Source organism: Amycolatopsis panacis (genome assembly GCF_003600245.1).
Classification (GTDB): domain Bacteria; phylum Actinomycetota; class Actinomycetes; order Mycobacteriales; family Pseudonocardiaceae; genus Amycolatopsis; species Amycolatopsis sulphurea.
This window is the reverse complement of sequence record NZ_QZFV01000021.1, coordinates 1-16,777: the sequence shown is the minus strand read 5'-3', so window position 1 is coordinate 16,777 and position 16,777 is coordinate 1. Positions and strand designations below refer to the sequence as shown.

The window sequence follows — 16,777 nt, the reverse complement described above, 5'->3', positions numbered from 1 at the left end:
AGTCTCCCACCGGCGAAAGCAGGCAGGTAGCTTCAGTTCCTTTTCGAGAACCCAAGAATTCCTTTCCCCGCACCGGCTCTCATGCCTCCCCGGCGCCGGCCCGCGATCCGGGAGCAAGCCACTCGGCGCTGGAGTTCGGCACGGATTGCAGCAGGCGGACGGTATACGGGTCCTGCGGGTTGCCGAGCACCTCGTCGACCGGGCCGGACTCGACCACCCGGCCCTTGGACATCACATAGGCACGTTCCACGACCTGCCGGACAATGGACAGGTCGTGCGTGATGAACAGGTAGCCGATTCCCCGCTCGTCACGCAGGGACGAGAACAGATTCAGTATCTGCGCCTGGACGGACACATCCAGCGCGGCCACCGGTTCGTCACAGATCAGCACCCGGGGCCGCACGGCGAGCGCGCGGGCGATCGCGACCCGCTGATGCTGCCCGCCGGACAACGCCATCGGCTTCCGCTGGGCGTATTCGGGATCCAGGCCCACCGACCGGAGCAACTCGGCGATCCGGCGCTCCATGTCCTTTGCGGACGGTTCGTGCACCCGGATCGTCTCTTCGAGGGTCGAGCCGATCGTGCGCATCGGGTTCAACGAGGAATACGGGTCCTGGAAGATCATCTGCACTTGACGGCGCAGGGCCAGCTGATCCCGGCGGCTGAGTTTCGGCCAGTCGCTGGCATCGATTCCGGCGATCTCGATCGATCCGCTCGAAGGCAGCTCAAGACCGGCGATGATCCGGCCGAGCGTGGACTTCCCGGAACCGGACTCGCCGACCAGCCCGACCCCCTCGCCGTCACCGACGCGGATCGAAACGGACTGGAGCGCCGTCACATCCCGTCCTCCACTGTGGAAGATCTTGCCGACCTCGGTGACCGCGATCAGCTTGTCCTCGTGGTCGGCGGCCACCGCCGGCACCGCCACGCCGGTCGCCCGCGCCCGTTCTTCGGCCAGTTCGGACCGGATCTCCTCGATGCGAAGGCAATCCGACAGCCGCCCATCACCGACAACGCGCAGCGGCGGTGCGCCGTCAGTGCATTCCGGGCGCACCCATCGGCACCGGGGCGCGAACGTGCACGAATCGGCGACCGAATCCGGCGTCGGAACCGACCCCGGGATCGCCACCAGTTCGGCGACCCGATGGTCCGCCGGCGGCTCGGACATCAAGAGCCCGTGCGTGTACGGGTGCAGTGGTTCCGCTTCGAGATCTGCCGCGGGGCCGGTCTCCACCAGTGACCCGGCGTAGAGGACGTTGACCCGGTCGCACATCGAGAACGCGATCCGCAGGTCGTGGGTGATCAGGATCAGCCCCATGCCCCGCGCCTCTTGCAGGCTCTTGATCAGCGCGAGGATTTCCCGCTGCGTGGTGGCGTCCAGGGCCGTCGACGGCTCGTCCGCGATGAGGATCCGGGGCTCCCGCGCCAACGCAGCGGCGATCCCCACCCGCTGCTGCATACCGCCCGAAAGCTGAAAGGGATGTCTGTCCACTACGGACTCATCGTCGATACCGACCTCGGCGAGACGCCGGATCGCCTCGGCCCGGCGCTCCCGGCGGCTCATCCGCTTGCGTACCTCGCGGCGCAGCGACTCTTCGATGATCCGGCCGCACCGGTCCACCGGGCTGAGCATCGTGAACGGATTCTGGCTCACCAGCCCGATCTCGTGCCCCCGGATCGACCGCCATTCCTTCTCGCGCAACGGCAGCAGGTCCCGCCCGTGATAGGTCACCCGTCCGGACGCGACGAGCTTCGGCGGCAACAGTCCGGTGATCGCCTTCGCCGTCATCGACTTGCCGCTGCCGGACTCGCCGACGATCCCGACCGTCTCGCCGGGTGCGACGGTCAAGCTGATCTCCGAGACGATGGTGTGGGTGCTCGGTCCGCCCACCCGCTCGATCCGCAGCTCCTGCACATCGAGACCGGCTGTGGCACCACGAGAGATCTCCGGCCGGCCGGAGGAAGACTGCGTCATCGGATGGCTCCTTGTGCAGACAGCCGGTCATAAACCCAGTCACCCGACAGATTCATGGCCGTGGCGGTGAGAACGATCAAGGCCGCGGGCGCCAGGACCCCCACCGGATTGGTGAACAGCAGGCTGCGGCCCTCACTGACCATCAGGCCCCAGTCCGGGGTGCCGGGAGCCACCCCCAGGCCTAGGAAGGAGAGCCCGGCCAGCGACACCAGCGATCCGGCGAAGACCAGGCAGGCGTTGGCCACCGCGATCGGCGCCACGTTGGGCCAGATATGCCTGATCATGATCTTGGTGTCGGAGAGACCGACGGATTTGGCCGCCTCGACGTACGCGCGGGGCGCCTGTTCGAGCGTCGCCCCGCGGATGATGCGCGCGTCGAAGGGGGCGTTGAGCGCGATCAGCAGCACCACCGAAAGCCAATAGCCACCACCGAAGGTGCCGGCCACCACGATGATGACGAGCAGGCTTGGCAACGAGAACATCAGGTCGGCGCAACGCATGATCACCGAATCGAGCCAGCCGCCGCGATAGCCGGCGAGCAGGCCGAGGCCGTTCCCGATCACGATCGAGCCGAGCGCGATCACGACCGGCCCGACCAGCGCCGTCCGGGTTCCCGCGATGAGCCGGGAGAACACGTCCCGGCCGAGTTCGTCGGTCCCGAGCCAGTGGTCACCGCTGGGTTTGGTCAGGCCCAGCACCAGATCCTGGGCACCCGGATCGTGCGGAGCGACCAGGGACCCGAAAACGGCCAGCACCACGATCAGCCCCAGGAACGCGAAGCACGTCACGGCCAGCAGCCCGGCGAAGCCGAACCGCCGGCGGCGGCCCGCCTGATCCGGTATCACGAGATCGGTCATTTCCTGCTCCTCAGTCGGACGCGCGGGTCGGCCGCCATGTACGCGAGGTCGGCGATCAGGTTCGTCACCATGACGATCGCGGCGACCAGCATCCCCACACCTTGAATCGTCGGCAGGTCCTGGCTCGTGGCCGCGCGGACGAGCATCTGGCCGATACCGGAGACGGAGAACGTGACTTCGACCAATACCGCGCCGATGACCAGGAACGACAGGATCATCGCGCTCAGCCCCAGCACCGGGATCAGCGCGTTGCGGAGGATGTAGCGCAGCATCACGGTGGCCGCCGACAGCCCGCGCGCCCGTGCGAACATCACGTAGTCCTGGTCCAGGACCGAGATGACCGCAGCGCGGGTGTGTTTGACGACGTAGGCCGCGCCCACGATCGCGAGCGAAATCGCCGGCAGCGTCAGATGCCATACCTGGTCGGTGAATCCGGTGCCGGCGCCGAAGGCCGGGAACCACTTCAGTTGCACCGCGAACACGTAGAGCATCAGGACACCGCTGACGAACGCGGGCATGCTCAGGCCGACCACGGAGACGGCCACGAGTCCTCTGTCGACACTCCCCCGTCGCTTGAGTGCCGCCAGGACTCCGAAGAGGAGCCCGAACGACATCTCCAGCACAAAGGCGAAGACAGCAAGGAAAAGCGAGGTGGGCAGCCGCGACTTGACCTCGTCCGCGACCGGCAGCGTGGTCTGGATCGAGGTGCCGAAGTCGAGATGCAGGACGTTCTCCAGCCAGATCCAGTACTGCGTGAGGAACGGCTTGTCCAGGTGGTACTGCTCGGTGAGCAACCGGACGGTCTCGGGAGTGCGTGGCCGCGAGCCGAGCAGGATGTCGACGGCGTTGCCCGGAGCCAGGTACAGCAACGAAAAGATGAGGAAAGAGATGACGAAGAGCATCAGGACCATGGTGAGGACCCGACGGGCCACGAAGGCGACGATCGCGTTACGGCCCATAGTCTATGCACCTCGCTCGTCGCTTGCTGGTGGCTCCTGGCCGGGCCACTGGACGTACACGCTCGGGATCTTCTCCGGCTCGGTGTTGCGGTCACGCATGACGACGAAGTGCGCGTCCGGTGTGGTGCTGAACGACAAAGTAGCGCCGTCGCGATCGAGTGCGAGGACGTTCATCACCGCCGAGGGCCCGACCTGCGCGGCCATCGGCGCCATGTCATCGAGCACGGCGCGTCCCGCCGCCGTCAGATCCTGCCCGCCCGCCAACCGCGAGATCAGGTCTCGCGCGAGCCCGGCGCGGATCGAAAGCTCACCCAGACCGGTGCACCCGACCGCGCCGTGCCGGTCGTCGGCGTAGATACCGGCCCCGACGACCGGTGAATCGCCGACGCGCCCGGGGTGCTTCCAAGCCCAGCCGCTCGTGCTGACCGCGGCAGCCACATGCCCCCGGACGTCGCGCGCGACGACGTTCACTGTGCCTGCCACATGCATGGGGTCCGCGGCCAGCGCGGTCAACCGCGCGAGCGGCTCGCGGAAAAGCTCCAGCCGCCCAGGGAACTTGCCCTCGATCCCGTCACGCCAAATGCGACGCGTCTCCTCGGTCAGCAGATCCTCGGTCGGCAATCCGAGGTCGGCGGCGAATCGGGCGGCCCCTTCACCGACCAGGAACGTATGGGGAAGCTGCTCCATGACCGCACGCGCGACGCTCACCGGGTGCCGGTTTCCCTTGAGTGCTCCGACGGCACCCGCCCGGCGGTCGCGGCCGTCCATGATCGAAGCGTCCAGCTCGACCTCACCGACCAGGTTCGGATAGCCGGCGTACCCGACCGAGTGGTCCGCTTCGTTGTCCTCCACGAGCCTGGTCGCCGCTTCGACGGCATCGAGGGCCGATTCCCCGGCGGCCAGTAGCCGCCACGCCGCCGGAAGCCCGATTGCTGCGTTGTGACTGCCGGCGACGACCACACCATCGAGGCTCACGTTTTTGTCTCCGTCTCCGCGGTCGGGACGCCGTCCGCACACACCGAATTTCCGATCTCCGAATACTGGGTTCACCCCGAGGAATCAGCTGAGTGTTCCACGTCACTGACCCAAGTGGTAGCATCCAATACCTTGGTTATGCAAAAGGAGATCTTTTGACTCTTCGCCAGCTTCGGTACTTCCTCAGCGCCATCGACCTAGGGTCGTTCACCGCCGTCGCCGCCCATATGCACCTCACCCAGCCTGCGGTGGCGGACCAGATTCGGCAGCTCGAAAGGCATCTCGGCGTCCAGCTTTTCGTCCGCCTTGGCCGCGGGCTCCGGCTGACCGACGCAGGCGCCGAGTTCGCCGTCTACGCGCAGCGGGTGATCGCGGCCAGCGAAGAGGCCGAGGAGAGCGTGGCCGATCTGCGAACCCTGCGGAGCGGAACAATGACGTTCGGTGCTTTCGGCGCTCCGGCTCATTACCAATTCGCCGACTTGATCAAGGAATTCGTTACCCGCTTTCCCGGAATCAAACTGCGAGTGCGCGGCCGTAACTCCTCGGTGACCGCGGACGACGTACGCGAAGGCGAACTCGAAGCCGCGCTCGTCGTGCTCCCCGTCGACGACACCGGCTTGAGCGTCCGCCCGGTGGCCAGGGACGAGGTGCTCTTCGCCAGCGCGGATCCCGAGAGCACCCGGCAGCCCGTGTCGGTCGAAGATTTCGTCCGCACGCCCATCGTGCTGTACGAGACGCAGTACGCGTTCGAGGATCCCACCCGGCGCCAGCTCGCGGCACGCACGCAGGCGCTCGGCCTGAGTATCGAGGGGCGGATCGAGGTCGAACACCTCGAAACGGCGCTCCAGCTCGTGGCGCACGGTCTCGGCAACACCTATGTGCCGCAGGCCGTCACCAAGTCACCGGCATTCCCGGGCAACATCAGCACCTGCTCGTTCGCACCGCGGATGTACGACGCGTTCGCGCTGATCACCCGGCGTGGTTCCCGGGTCTCGGCACCCATTGCCGAGTTCATGCGGCTCGTCGAGAGCCACATGCGCCTCGTGGGGTCGGCATTCCCGCACGGAGAGCTCCAGCAGGCGGACAATCCTATGCCGACGGCAGTTCGCGGATAAACTTCTCGATCTCGGCGGCGGTTCGGGCCGGACGTTCCTGCGGGATCGAATGCCCGGCTTCGCCGACCACGACGGTGCTGCCCCACCTGCTGAGGGCGGCGATCCGCGCGCATCCTTCCGTCATGACCGCGCGCAGCGGCTCCGGCCGATCCCCGCCGACGAGAAACCGGATGGGCACCGCACTCGGCATCGATTCCAGGGCGACCAGGTCGGGCCACGATTCGCCCTGCGGGCGAATCTCCTGCCAGCTGGTCCGCAGGTTCGCCCGGGTCATGAAGTCGGTCAGGGCCACCTCGATGTCCCGCGGTGACATCTCCTGCGCCCAGCGTCCCGTGCGGTAGGACCGCAAAAGCCTTTCCCGGCCACCCATCCTGACTGTCCACATCAGCCTGAGGTAGAGCGGTCGCACGACTCGGAGCCACTTCTTCGCCGCCGTGATCGTCGGATCGACCAGCATGAGTGCGCGAACATGCTCCGGACGGCGCTCGGCCAGCAGCCGGACGATCGGCCCGCCCCAGCTGTGGCCGACGAGCACGACAGGCTCTCCGAGGTCAAGCACATCAAGGAAAGCCGCCAGATCTTCGGCCAGGCGGGCCAGGGACCGCGAGCGCCCGTCCCGATCGCTGCCGCCGATCCCCGCCCGGTCGTAGGCGATGGTCCGGCAGGTGGCGGAGAGGTGCCGCTGCACGGTCACCCAGGTGCCCGCCGTGTTGCCCAGCCCGCACTCCAGGAGCACGAGCGGGCCGTCTTTCCCACCCGTGACGTAGCGGATTTTGCGTCCGTCCGGGAGGCCGGCCAGATGCTCGGTCAGCCCCGCCCCGGGGTCGCGTGGCTCAGGCATCGCGCTGCGGCAGGATCGGGAAGACGACCCGCGACGGGTGCACAGATCCATAGTGGACGGTGTTCTCCGCGACGACCGGTTCGGTCTCGTCGAAGTTGTTGCCGCCGGTGTTGAGGTTGCGCTCGTAGTTCGGGAAGGAACTGGAGGAGACCTCGATCCGGATCCGGTGCCCGGCGCGGAAGCAGTTTCCGGTGACCATGTTCGGCAGCGAGATCCGGTAGATCTCCCCTGCGCGCATGAGATGCTTGGTATCGAATCCATCCCGGTAGCGCATCCGGAACCCGTCGTCGGCAAGGTTGATCGCCTTGCCGTCCGGGTGGACGTCGACGAGCCGGACGATGAAGTCGGTGTCCCGCGCGGACGAGGAGACGAACAGCTCCACCGTGATCGGGCCGACCACGGTCACGGCCTTCGCCAGTGGCGGCGTGCTGTAGACGAGCACATCCCGGCGTACCGAGATCGGACGCTGATCGAGGGCGGCGGCGAACGCGCAGCAGCCGCCGCCGAGACTCGGCGTCGGATCCGACGGGTCGTACACCAGGGCGTCGGCCTGCTCTCCTCCCGGAGCCTCGGTCGAGAGCATCCCCGCCTGGTTCCGGAGCCGAGCGCCCGGGTCCGGTGCCAGGAAGTACGTGGTCTCGACCACTTCGGGCAGGGGCCACCGGTCGCCGTGCACCCAGCCCTGGTTCATGACATACGCCTGGACCTTCGGCATGGCCGAGGTGTCGTTGTCCGCGCCCTTGAGCCAGCGCTCGAACCAGGCCAGGAACAGCTTCGGGTACCCGTGATCGACCCCCCGGTAGCGCGCGTCCCCCGCTTCGAGATCGCCGAAGCGGAGCTTCGACAGGTCCGGCGCGGGCATGTCCTGGATCTCGATCGCGGAGAGCTCGCCGAGCAGTTTCTTGGCGTCCGCCTTGGTCATGAGATACGGCGGGTCCTGCCAGACCAGGCAGTGCGGGCCGGGCCCCATGATGAGGTGCTGCTCAGCGACGCCAAGATCCTGAAGGTAGGTGAACAGCCGCGCGGTCTCGCCCGCGCCGATGTCGTGCCAGGTGTTGACGTGCAGCGCCGGCACTCGCGGATGGTCCCCCGCACCGACGTGCGCGACCTCGTCCCAGCCCGGATCCGCCGGCGTCCAGGTGATGTACTTGTCGAACGGCGTGCGGGGGCCGCCTGACTGCCGCAACACGTCCTGGCTCGGCAGGTGCTTCAATTTCTGCACGGTGTCCGGCACGAAGCCGCGCCGCGCCGACATCGAGAAGAAGGTGCGCAACCGCTGCCGCGCGTCCTGTGTGGACGGCTGCGGCAGCACCGGGCGCTCGGTCACCGCCAGCTTCCCGTACCACATGGCCCACAACCGGAGCATCGGGATTCCGCCGCGGTAGAACTGCCCACGCGTGTCGTTCCCGTCGACGTCGCCCACCGCGGTGCCCGAGGCACACGGAATCATCGCCGCGTGCGCCGGGTGATTCCCGGCCGCCATGGGCAACTGGTGCTCCGCCGAGCTGGAACAGCCGATGGTGCCGACCTTGCCGTTCGACCAGCTCTGCCGAATGATCCACTCGACGGTGTCGAAGCCGTCCGTGCCGGCCCCCTGCAGGTAGTCGTCGAACGACCCTTCGGACAGGAAATGCCCGCGCTCGTTCTGCACCACCACCGCGTAACCCTGGCGAAGAAAGAACTCGACCCACCGCATCCGGACGATACCTTCGGCGACGTCCTTGTCGTACGGCGTCCGCACCAGCACCGCCGGAAACGGCCCGGCGACCCCCCGCGGCACGTGCACGTCGGTGGACAGCCGGACGCCGTCCCGCATCTCGACGTACAACTCCTTGTCGGACAACCACTCCTCGACCAGCGCGCCCGGCAGCGGCCCGCTCCAGTAGCCGTCGGTCATCTCGCGTTCCGCCTCACCTTCGGTCGGGTCGAGCGCATCCACTCCAGCCGCCAGTCTGACAGCCGACCGGTGACGGAAGTAGCCTCAATTGCTTTGCCGACACAGAAGGGATCTTTTGGTCTCGCCGTGCGGCCGTGGTTGTCCACAGTGGCCTGTGGCTGCGGAGTAAAGGCGGGGCCGATGATCACGTTTTGCGGTGATCCAAGCAGGAGCAAGACCCCGGACCTTCCGGTCACGGCACTAGGACTGGGCCGGCCCGAAGACTTGCTCAACGAGGCTATGCAGAGCGGCAGATGACTGCCCACCTCCATAGAGCGCAAGCCTCGCCGTTGCCAAGTCATAACAAGCAGCATCCACCCGCGACGCGATGACCCAGATAACCGCAACGGTGCCATCCTCATCGACCCGGTAGACGATGCGGTACTGCCGATTGTTTACGTATAGCTTCCGAAACGTGGTCAGCGAGGAACCCAAAGGGGCTCCGCGCTGCTCGGGACTCGTTTGCAGCTTCTTCAGCGCCTTGAAGACGAGGACCCGCGTTGGTTTGTCCAGCTCGGCAATGTCGTCTTCAGCCTCTGGCAGCAGTAGCACCCGCGCCAAATCAGTCAGTCCTCTGACCCTCGTTACCGTCATCTTCGTCGTCATCAAGCTCATCAAGATCAATGCCGAACTTGGCGGCAGCGTCCTCCAGGGTTACGCGCCGGCCGCTGTCGGTCGCGGCTCTGACGAGAGCGAGAGTCATCAGCCTGAGGTCATCCTCGATCTCGTCGAGACGCTGCAGACGCTCGATCTTGTCGATGCCCACGATCACCGCAGCAGGCTTGTTGTTCTTGATGAGCACCAGATCCCGGCCCTCACTGGCCTCCGCCACCAGCTTCGAGACACCCTGCTTGTTCGCGTCACTCACACTGATGAGGTCGTTCGTGTCGATCTTCACGGTCACCACCTTCCGGCCCCTGAGAAAATTGTAGGCAGAATCCTGGGCGAAATCCACCCCCTTCAAGCTGCATCGCGCAGCAGCGTGTGATGCAGATCACATGCACTCTGAGATCTTGTTTGCCTCCGACCCGCACCCGCCCACCAGGCCAAGCTCACCGAGTTCGGCGACAGTGTCCACAATGGCCTCTCGGCAGGCCGCTACATGATCGCCCGTGCACACTTTCCAGCCAACCGGCATGGGATTCCGGCGAGTATCTCTTGGGAAATCCGCTCGACTGCAGCCGAACGCCAGCGAGGCCGGACAGCAAGAAACCCCCTGTTGCCAGGAGGTTTCTTGATATACTGTCTCGACCAGACGTGCGCCCGAAGGGATTCGAACCCCTGACCTTCTGATCCGTAGTCAGATGCTCTATCCAGCTGAGCTACGGGCGCGTGTTCAGTTGTAACCTAGCACCTGCCGGAGCAGGAACCAGCGGAGGCTCCGGGATTTGAACCCGGGAGGGGGGGTTACCCCCAACCGCATTAGCAGTGCGGCGCCATAGACCAGACTAGGCGAAGCCTCCTGGGTCCGAACGACCACTGCTCAGATAGGTTACACACCTGCCCCGACCACCGCGAAGCCACCCCCCTCAACGGTGTAGCAGGCGGCGCAGCCAGGGCGAACGGCCGCCGAGGCCCTCGGCTTCGAAGGTGGCGATGCCGACTCGGGGCAGCGAACTCACGCCGGGGTACACGAGGTAACGCGGGACCCAGCGAGGGCGGAACTTGGCGTTGAACCGGTATAGGCTCTCGATCTGGATCCAGCGGGAGAAGAAGTGCAGCACCTTCGCCGACATCCGGGCGACGGGGCCGGCGCCGATCCTTCTGCCCTGTTCCATCAGGGCGCGGAAGGCGGCGAAGTTCAGCGACACGTGGTCGATCCCGTGATCACGGGAGTACAGCAGCAATTCCGCGATCATCAGCTCGTTCACGCCGTTGTCCACGTCGCGGTCCCGGCGCATCACGTCCAGCGAAAGGCCCTTCTCGCCCCACGGTACGAACTGCAGGACGCCGCGCACACGGCCGTCCTGTTCGGCGGTGACCAGTACCGAACCGGCGTCGCCCATCCGGCCGAGGGCCATCGAGAAGCCGCGTTCGGTCTCGGTGCCGCGCCAGGCGGCGGCCAGCTCGGCCAGTTCTTGGAGTTCCTCTTGGCGCAGGGTCTCGGCGCGGCGCACGAGCACCTTGTACCCGGCCCGTTTGGTCCGCGAAGTGGCCTGCCGCACGCCGCGCATGGTCCGGCCGTCCAAAGTGAACATCTGGGTGTCGACGATGGCCTCGTCCCCTATTTCCAGCACATCCAGGCCGAACCGCGCCCACACCGTGGCCCCGAGTTCGGACGCGCCCATCGCGGCGGGCAGCCAGGCGTTGCGGCGGCAGATCTCCAGGTATTCCTCGATCGCCCCGGGCCAGGCCTCGTGATCGCCGAGCGGGTCGGCCGAGGTCAAGGCGACGCCGGCGATCACCCGGAAGGTGACCGCCGCCTTTCCCGACTTGGAGAACACCGCGAACTTGTCCCGGCGCAAGGCGAAATACCCGAGCGAGTCCCGTTCCCCGTGTTCGGTCAGCAAGGCATGCAGCCGGGACAGCTCCTCGTCCGACAGCTCCGGCGCGGGTTCTGCCGAGCGCAGCAGGAAATACGCGGCCAGCAGCACCCCGCCGAGGCTGAAGACCAGGCCGACGGTCGCGGACAGGTCCTCCAGCCATTCCGCGTGGAACACCGCGGGGCCGCTGACCCCGGACAGCGCCAGCGTGGACTGCGCGAGCCGCTGCGGGAAGCTCAGCGGATCGAGCACCCGCAGTGAGGCCACCGAAAGCAGCAGCACGTTGATCACGAAACCGGACAGCAGCAACTGCGCCAGGACCCGGACCGCCCGCCAGCGCCCGACCGTCGGATCCGGGCGGGCGATGAAGTACCGCCGGGTGGCCAGCAAGCCGATCAGCAGCAGCACCGTGACCACGCCCGCGCCGAACGCGTGCCGCAAACCCAGGTGCGACAAGGTCAACAGCGCGGTGAAACCCACCGCGAGCTGCCACGCGCGGCGTTTGCACCGGCGCAACCCGGCGGCGAGCATGATCAGCAGCACCCCGGTGACGATCGACACGGCGGCCGCCGCGGTCGTCGCCTCCTGCGGAAGTTCCAGCCATTCCGCCAGGTGACCACGCAGATCGCGGCCCGCGGGGAACACCACCGCGACGATCGTCGCCAGCCCGGCGAGCCGGGTGATCCACGTGATCACCACGACCGGCGTGGCCCCCGCCACCTGCCAGGAATGCTGCCCGCGAGTCCCCGTCACCACGCGTGCAACACGTACGGCCCAGCCATGCTTCCCCCGTTTTCCCTCACTCGACGGCGAACTCCACGAACGGTGTCAGCGCCGCCGGATTGGCCAGCGCGTCCCTGCTCACCGCACTCTCCGGCGCGACTCCGGAGAGTATGCGCTTCACCGGTACCTCACACTTCTTACCGCTCAAGGTACGGGGAATTTCAGCGACCACTACGAAACGGTCCGGCACATGTCGCGGCGACAGTGCGTTGCGCAGTTCTTTCCGCAGGCCCGGCTCGATTTCGGCGAGAGTGACGCCCGGGGCGAGCACCAGGAAACAGAGCAGCCTGCCCTCCTCGTTGCCCGCCGCCGAGGTGTCCACCACCAGCGAGTCGGCGACCTGGTCGAAGGCCTCCACCACCCGGTAGAACTCGGCCGTGCCCATCCGCACGCCGCCACGGTTGAGCGTGGAGTCGCTGCGGCCGTATATCACCGCGGAACCGCGCCGGGTGAACCGGATCCAGTCCCCGTGCCGCCAGACCCCCGGGTACCGCTCGAAGTACGCCTCGCGCAGCCGCGAACCGTCCGGATCGGCCCAGAAGAACACCGGCATCGACGGCATCGGCTCGGTGATCACCAGCTCGCCGACCTCCTCGACGACCGGTTCGCCCTGCTCGTCGAACGCCGCCACCGCGGCACCCAGCACCGGGCAGGACAGCTCGCCCAGCCACACCGGCACGTCGGGCGCCGCCCCGACGAGCGCCGCACACAGATCGGTGCCGCCGGAGACCGAGCAGATCTGCACCGACTCACCGACTTCCCGGGCGATCCAGCGGAATCCCTCCACCACCAGCGGAGATCCGGTCGAGCCGAGGACGCGCAACGCACTCAGGTCGTACCGCTCGGCCGGTTTCAGCCCGGCCTTGAGACAGCTCTGCACGAACGGCGCGGACGTGCCGAAGTAGCTGATCCGGTGCTGTTCGGCCAAGTGCCACAACACATTCAGGTCGGGATACCCGGGACTCCCGTCGTAGACCACGATGGTCGCGCCGACGGTGAGGCCGGAGACGAGCAGGTTCCACATCATCCAGCCGGTGGTGGTGAACCAGAAGAACCGATCCCCCGGCCCGAGCCCTTGCTGCAGGCCAAGTGTCTTGAGGTGCTCGACGACGATGCCGCCGTGGCCCTGCACGATCCCCTTCGGCAGCCCGGTCGTGCCCGAGGAGTACAGCACCCACAACGGATGCGCGAAGTCCACCGGCTCGTAGGCGAGCGCGCCGCCGCAGTGCTCGGCGAGCCAGGCACGCCAGCCGATCGTGCCCTCGATGGCCCCTTCACCTACGTAGTTCACCAGCACCGTGGCCGACAACGACGGAATCCGTGCCTGCAACTGCCGGACTGTGTCGCGAATGTCGAACGCACGCCCGCCGTAGACGTATCCGTTCACCGCGATCAGGACCTTCGGCTCGATCTGGGTGAACCGCTCGGCGACCGCCCGGATCCCGAAGTCCGGGGGACAGCACGACCAGATCGCGCCGAGCGAAGCGGTGGCGAGAAAGGCGATCAGCGTCTGCGGGCAGTTCGGCGCGAGGGCCACCACGCGGTCGCCCTTGCCGACGCCGAGCGCGACCAGCCCGGCGCGTGCCGCGGCGACCTGCGCGCGGAGATCGCCGTAGGTCAGCTGCTCGGTGAACCCGTCCTCGCGGTGGAAGATGACAGCAAGCTCGTCATCGCCCTTCGAGGCTCCGGCGACCCCGGGGCGCAGCGCGTGCTCGGCGTAGTTGAGCGTGCCACCCTCGAACCACTTCGCCGCCGGCATGGCGCCGGACAGCACCGTGTGCGGCTGGTCGTGCCAGCGCACACCGAAGAATTCCGCGACCGCGGCCCAGAACTCCGGGATGTGCGCCACGGAGTAACGCCACAGCTCGGCGTAGTCGGCGAGATCGGTGTCACGGTTGGCGCGCAACCAGTCGCGGAAGGCCTCGATCCTGGTGTCGGCGACCTGTTCGGGCGCGGGCCGCCAGAGCACTTCGGGCACATCGGGATTCGGCGTCACGCACAGAAATTAACTGTGACCGACACCACCGGCAAGCGCTCAGCGCAAGTGCGCGTCGAACCAGTCGAGCGTGCGCTGCCAGGCTTCCTGCGCGGCCTCCGGATCGGCGTCGAAGCGGTGGTTCGCGCCCGGGTAGTGGACGACGTTGGTGGCCACCTTCGCGGTTGCCGCGGCCTCCCGCAGCTGCTCCACCTCGGCCTCGCCGACGGCGTCCCCGGCGTCGCCGAACATGCCCAGCCACGGGCTGGTCACCCGGCCTGCGATCGCGACCAGCCGGGGCAGCTCGGCGACCGCCTGCCCGCCGACGCTGACCGCCGCGCCGAGCTTGCGGTGCGACGCGACCAGCAACGCCGCCGTGCCACCGAGATCGAAGCCGACGACCCCGCGCAGGTCCGCGTCGACACCGTGGTCGAGGAGCCATTCGAGGGTGAGGTCGGTGGCGTCGAGCAGGTCCTGCCGGGTCAGCCCCTCGTCGCCGGCGAGGTGCGGGGTGACGGTCAGCCAGCCCTCCCCGGCCAGGCTCTTGACCAGCAGTAACACCCCGTCGGTGACGCCGTGCCCCTCGTGCAGCACGATCAGGCCACCGCGGAGGGCACCTTCCGGCTCCGCGAAGGTCAGGCGCACACTGTGGCCGTCGGTACGCTGGTGATCCACGGTGGTCGTCGATGTCATCGCCTCATGCAATCACCTCCGGGTGAACATCGGGAACCTTTGCGGATCGGCCGAGGCGAGATACGGTGACCGCGCTGCCCCAGCTAGCCCCAGGAGACCGACGATGCCGTCTCTCAGCCCGCGTTCCGACCTAGAATCGTTGCCGAAGTACGTCCCCGGCCGGACGATCGAAGGTGCGATCAAGCTCGCGAGCAACGAGGTGCCCGGCGGGCCGCTGCCCAGCGTGCAGCAGGCCGTGACCGCCGCGCTGACCACGGTGAATCGCTACCCGGACAACGGTGCGCAGGCGTTGCGTGAGCGGCTTTCGCAGGAGCTGGACGTGCCGCAGGAGCGGCTCGCGATCGGCTGCGGTTCGGTGTCGCTGTGCCAGCAGATGATCCAGGCGGTCTGCGGGCCGGGCGACGAAGCGCTGTTCGCCTGGCGCTCGTTCGAGGCCTATCCGATCGTGGCCCAGGTGGCGCACGCGGTGGGCGTGAAGGTCCCGCTCACCCCGGCGCACGGTCTCGACCTCGACGCGATGCTGGCCGCCATCACCGAGCGGACCAAGCTGGTCTTCGTCTGCAATCCGAACAACCCCACCGGCACCGCGCTGCACGCCGAGGAGATCGAGCGTTTCCTCGACGCCGTGCCGCCGCATGTCCTGGTGGTGCTTGACGAGGCGTACAAGGAATTCGTCACCGATTCCGAGGTGCCCGACGGCGTGGAGTTCACGCGCACCCGGGACAACGTCGCGGTGCTGCGCACGTTCTCGAAGGCGTACGGGCTGGCCGGGCTGCGGGTCGGCTACGCGGTGGCCCCGGAGCCGATCGCGCAGGCGCTGCAGCAGGTGTACGTGGCGTTCTCGGTGAACTCACTCGCGCAGATCGCTGCCATCGCCTCGCTGGACGCGGCGGACGAGCTGCTCGCGCGCTGCCGGGACATCATCGCCGAGCGCGAACGAGTGCGGGACGCGTTGCTGGAGATGGGTTACGAGATCCCGCCGTCCCAGGCGAACTTCGTGTGGTTCCCGCTCGGCGAGCGCACCGTCGCCTTCGCCGAGCACATGCTGGACCACAAGCTGATCGTGCGCCCGTTCGCCGGCGACGGGGCCCGGGTGACCATCGGCACGCCGGAGGAGAACGATCAGCTCCTGGCCGCGGCGCGGGAGTTCGCGGCTATTTGAGCACCAGCTGCACCACCGCGGCCAGCCCGATCACCACGATCACGCCACGCAGCACGGCGGGCGGCAGTTTCCGGCCGATCTTCGCGCCGAGCTGCCCGCCGATCGTGGATCCGAGCGCGAGCAGGCCGATCACCGGCCAGCTGACCGGGGCGACGCACGCGTAGATCACGCCGGCCACCACGTTGATCACCGCGGAGAGCGCGTTCTTCACGCCGTTGAGCCGCTGCAGGGGTTCCGAGAGCAGCATGCCCATCACGGCCATCATCATCACGCCCTGCGCCGCGGTGAAGTAGCCACCGTAGATGCCGATCACGAAGAGCAGCCCGAACAGCAGCGGCCCGGGTTTGTGCTCCCTGCCGTTGGCGGCCCGGCGGCCCTGGACCCATTTGGCGACCTTGGGCTGCACGATCACCAGCACCACGGCGAGCCCGACGAGCACCGGGACGATCGCCTCGAAGGCGTTGCGCGGCAGGGTGAGCAGCAGCACCGTGCCGCCGATCGCGCCGAAGAACGAGGCGATCGCGAACCGCACCACCTGCGGCCAGTACCCGGCGAGTTCGGCCCGGTAGCCGTAGGCCCCGCTGATGGTGCCCGGCGCGAGCCCGACCGCGTTGGACGTGGTCGCCGTGAACGGCGGATACCCCAGCGCGACGAGCACCGGGAAGGTCACCAGCGTGCCGGACCCGACCACCGCGTTGATGGTGCCCGCCCACACCCCGGCGACGACGATGATCAGGGCGTGCCACCAGCTCATGGATGGGACCCTAGGCACCCGTCGGGATCCCGGCGACGTGATGTGGGCGGACCGACACTCCGCCCCGGGATCGCGCGAATATCCGGCCCGGCAAGCGCGGCCGGCGCGGAGTCTGTGAAGGGAACCTTCACAGACGCTGGGGCCAGGGTCCCGGCAAAGTTGGTCGCGGACCCGTGATCAGCAGAGAGAGCCGTGGCTGCCCGACCGGTTTCGGGTCCGTGAGGGTGCCCCTGACGGACTCAGAGTCCGTGAAGGGTCCCTTCACAGCC

Annotated in this window: 14 protein-coding genes and 2 tRNA genes; 2 read left to right on the top strand and 14 right to left on the bottom strand. The window is 67.6% G+C overall.

Annotated features, from left to right (window positions below):
* Nucleotides 1-79 precede the first annotated feature (79 nt).
* The 4 genes from D5S19_RS01620 to D5S19_RS01605 are packed head-to-tail and all read right to left on the bottom strand — an operon-like array spanning nucleotide 80 to nucleotide 4,766.
* On the bottom strand, nucleotides 80-1,975 hold the full coding sequence (locus tag D5S19_RS01620; RefSeq protein WP_120021544.1) for a dipeptide ABC transporter ATP-binding protein: 1,896 nt from the start codon (nucleotides 1,973-1,975) through the stop codon (nucleotides 80-82).
* Nucleotides 1,972-2,832 (bottom strand): ABC transporter permease, encoded by an 861-nt coding sequence (locus D5S19_RS01615; RefSeq protein WP_120021543.1) that lies wholly within the window; start codon nucleotides 2,830-2,832, stop codon nucleotides 1,972-1,974. The genes D5S19_RS01620 and D5S19_RS01615 overlap by 4 nt, the downstream gene beginning before the upstream one ends.
* Entirely contained in the window at nucleotides 2,829-3,791 is a 963-nt protein-coding gene (locus tag D5S19_RS01610) for an ABC transporter permease (protein WP_120021542.1), read from the bottom strand. Before D5S19_RS01610 ends, D5S19_RS01615 begins: the two co-directional genes overlap by 4 nt.
* Nucleotides 3,792-3,794: 3 nt before the next feature.
* The gene (locus tag D5S19_RS01605) at nucleotides 3,795-4,766 is read right to left on the bottom strand and encodes an isoaspartyl peptidase/L-asparaginase (protein ID WP_120021541.1); all 972 of its coding nucleotides are present in this window, start codon (nucleotides 4,764-4,766) and stop codon (nucleotides 3,795-3,797) included.
* 155 nt (nucleotides 4,767-4,921) lie between these two features.
* On the opposite strand from D5S19_RS01605, the gene D5S19_RS01600 reads away from it, so the two are divergent.
* Nucleotides 4,922-5,881: a LysR family transcriptional regulator gene (locus D5S19_RS01600; protein WP_158605461.1), complete on the top strand. Its 960-nt coding sequence runs from the start codon at nucleotides 4,922-4,924 to the stop codon at nucleotides 5,879-5,881.
* Here D5S19_RS01600 and D5S19_RS01595 read toward each other — a convergent pair.
* The 9 genes from D5S19_RS01595 to D5S19_RS01555 form a co-directional block, all read right to left on the bottom strand.
* Complete coding sequence (locus tag D5S19_RS01595; RefSeq protein WP_158605460.1) at nucleotides 5,856-6,722, bottom strand: alpha/beta fold hydrolase; 867 nt, start codon at nucleotides 6,720-6,722, stop codon at nucleotides 5,856-5,858. The genes D5S19_RS01600 and D5S19_RS01595 overlap by 26 nt on opposite strands.
* Nucleotides 6,715-8,661 carry a CocE/NonD family hydrolase gene (locus tag D5S19_RS01590; protein ID WP_120021538.1) on the bottom strand — a complete coding sequence of 649 codons (1,947 nt, stop codon included), beginning with the start codon at nucleotides 8,659-8,661 and terminating at the stop codon, nucleotides 6,715-6,717. The genes D5S19_RS01595 and D5S19_RS01590 overlap by 8 nt, the downstream gene beginning before the upstream one ends.
* Before the next feature lie 198 nt (nucleotides 8,662-8,859).
* A complete protein-coding gene (locus D5S19_RS01585) occupies nucleotides 8,860-9,264 on the bottom strand; it encodes a type II toxin-antitoxin system RelE family toxin (protein WP_158605459.1) in 405 nt (134 codons plus the stop codon).
* Nucleotides 9,221-9,556 carry a type II toxin-antitoxin system Phd/YefM family antitoxin gene (locus tag D5S19_RS01580; protein WP_158605458.1) on the bottom strand — a complete coding sequence of 112 codons (336 nt, stop codon included), beginning with the start codon at nucleotides 9,554-9,556 and terminating at the stop codon, nucleotides 9,221-9,223. The genes D5S19_RS01585 and D5S19_RS01580 overlap by 44 nt, the downstream gene beginning before the upstream one ends.
* Nucleotides 9,557-9,916: 360 nt before the next feature.
* Nucleotides 9,917-9,990 (bottom strand) — tRNA-Arg (locus D5S19_RS01575).
* 41 nt (nucleotides 9,991-10,031) lie between these two features.
* Nucleotides 10,032-10,121: transfer RNA gene (locus tag D5S19_RS01570), tRNA-Ser, on the bottom strand.
* Nucleotides 10,122-10,187: 66 nt separating this feature from the next.
* Nucleotides 10,188-11,897, bottom strand: a complete 1,710-nt coding sequence (locus D5S19_RS01565) for a phosphatidylglycerol lysyltransferase domain-containing protein (RefSeq protein WP_120021535.1) — start codon at nucleotides 11,895-11,897, stop codon at nucleotides 10,188-10,190.
* A 43-nt stretch (nucleotides 11,898-11,940) separates the two neighbouring features.
* On the bottom strand, nucleotides 11,941-13,920 hold the full coding sequence (locus tag D5S19_RS01560; RefSeq protein ID WP_120021534.1) for an acetoacetate--CoA ligase: 1,980 nt from the start codon (nucleotides 13,918-13,920) through the stop codon (nucleotides 11,941-11,943).
* A 39-nt stretch (nucleotides 13,921-13,959) separates the two neighbouring features.
* Nucleotides 13,960-14,592: a dienelactone hydrolase family protein gene (locus D5S19_RS01555; RefSeq protein WP_120021533.1), complete on the bottom strand. Its 633-nt coding sequence runs from the start codon at nucleotides 14,590-14,592 to the stop codon at nucleotides 13,960-13,962.
* A gap of 103 nt (nucleotides 14,593-14,695) precedes the next feature.
* Here D5S19_RS01555 and hisC point away from each other — a divergent pair, with 103 nt between their 5' ends.
* Complete coding sequence (hisC, locus tag D5S19_RS01550) at nucleotides 14,696-15,754, top strand: histidinol-phosphate transaminase (RefSeq protein ID WP_120021532.1); 1,059 nt, start codon at nucleotides 14,696-14,698, stop codon at nucleotides 15,752-15,754.
* On the opposite strand, the gene D5S19_RS01545 is transcribed toward hisC, so the two are convergent.
* Complete coding sequence (locus D5S19_RS01545) at nucleotides 15,747-16,508, bottom strand: sulfite exporter TauE/SafE family protein (RefSeq protein WP_120021531.1); 762 nt, start codon at nucleotides 16,506-16,508, stop codon at nucleotides 15,747-15,749. The genes hisC and D5S19_RS01545 overlap by 8 nt on opposite strands.
* Nucleotides 16,509-16,777: the final 269 nt, after the last annotated feature.

Bases quoted from the DNA above. Each gene is read 5' to 3' on its own strand.
- hisC (WP_120021532.1), top strand. From the start codon at position 14,696: ATGCCGTCTCTCAGCCCGCGTTCCGACCTAGAATCGTTGCCGAAGTAC.
- D5S19_RS01545 (WP_120021531.1), bottom strand. From the start codon at position 16,508: ATGAGCTGGTGGCACGCCCTGATCATCGTCGTCGCCGGGGTGTGGGCG.
- D5S19_RS01610 (WP_120021542.1), bottom strand. From the start codon at position 3,791: ATGGGCCGTAACGCGATCGTCGCCTTCGTGGCCCGTCGGGTCCTCACC.
- D5S19_RS01555 (WP_120021533.1), bottom strand. From the start codon at position 14,592: ATGACATCGACGACCACCGTGGATCACCAGCGTACCGACGGCCACAGT.
- D5S19_RS01615 (WP_120021543.1), bottom strand. From the start codon at position 2,832: ATGACCGATCTCGTGATACCGGATCAGGCGGGCCGCCGCCGGCGGTTC.
- D5S19_RS01620 (WP_120021544.1), bottom strand. From the start codon at position 1,975: ATGACGCAGTCTTCCTCCGGCCGGCCGGAGATCTCTCGTGGTGCCACA.
- D5S19_RS01585 (WP_158605459.1), bottom strand. From the start codon at position 9,264: ATGACGACGAAGATGACGGTAACGAGGGTCAGAGGACTGACTGATTTG.
- D5S19_RS01595 (WP_158605460.1), bottom strand. From the start codon at position 6,722: ATGCCTGAGCCACGCGACCCCGGGGCGGGGCTGACCGAGCATCTGGCC.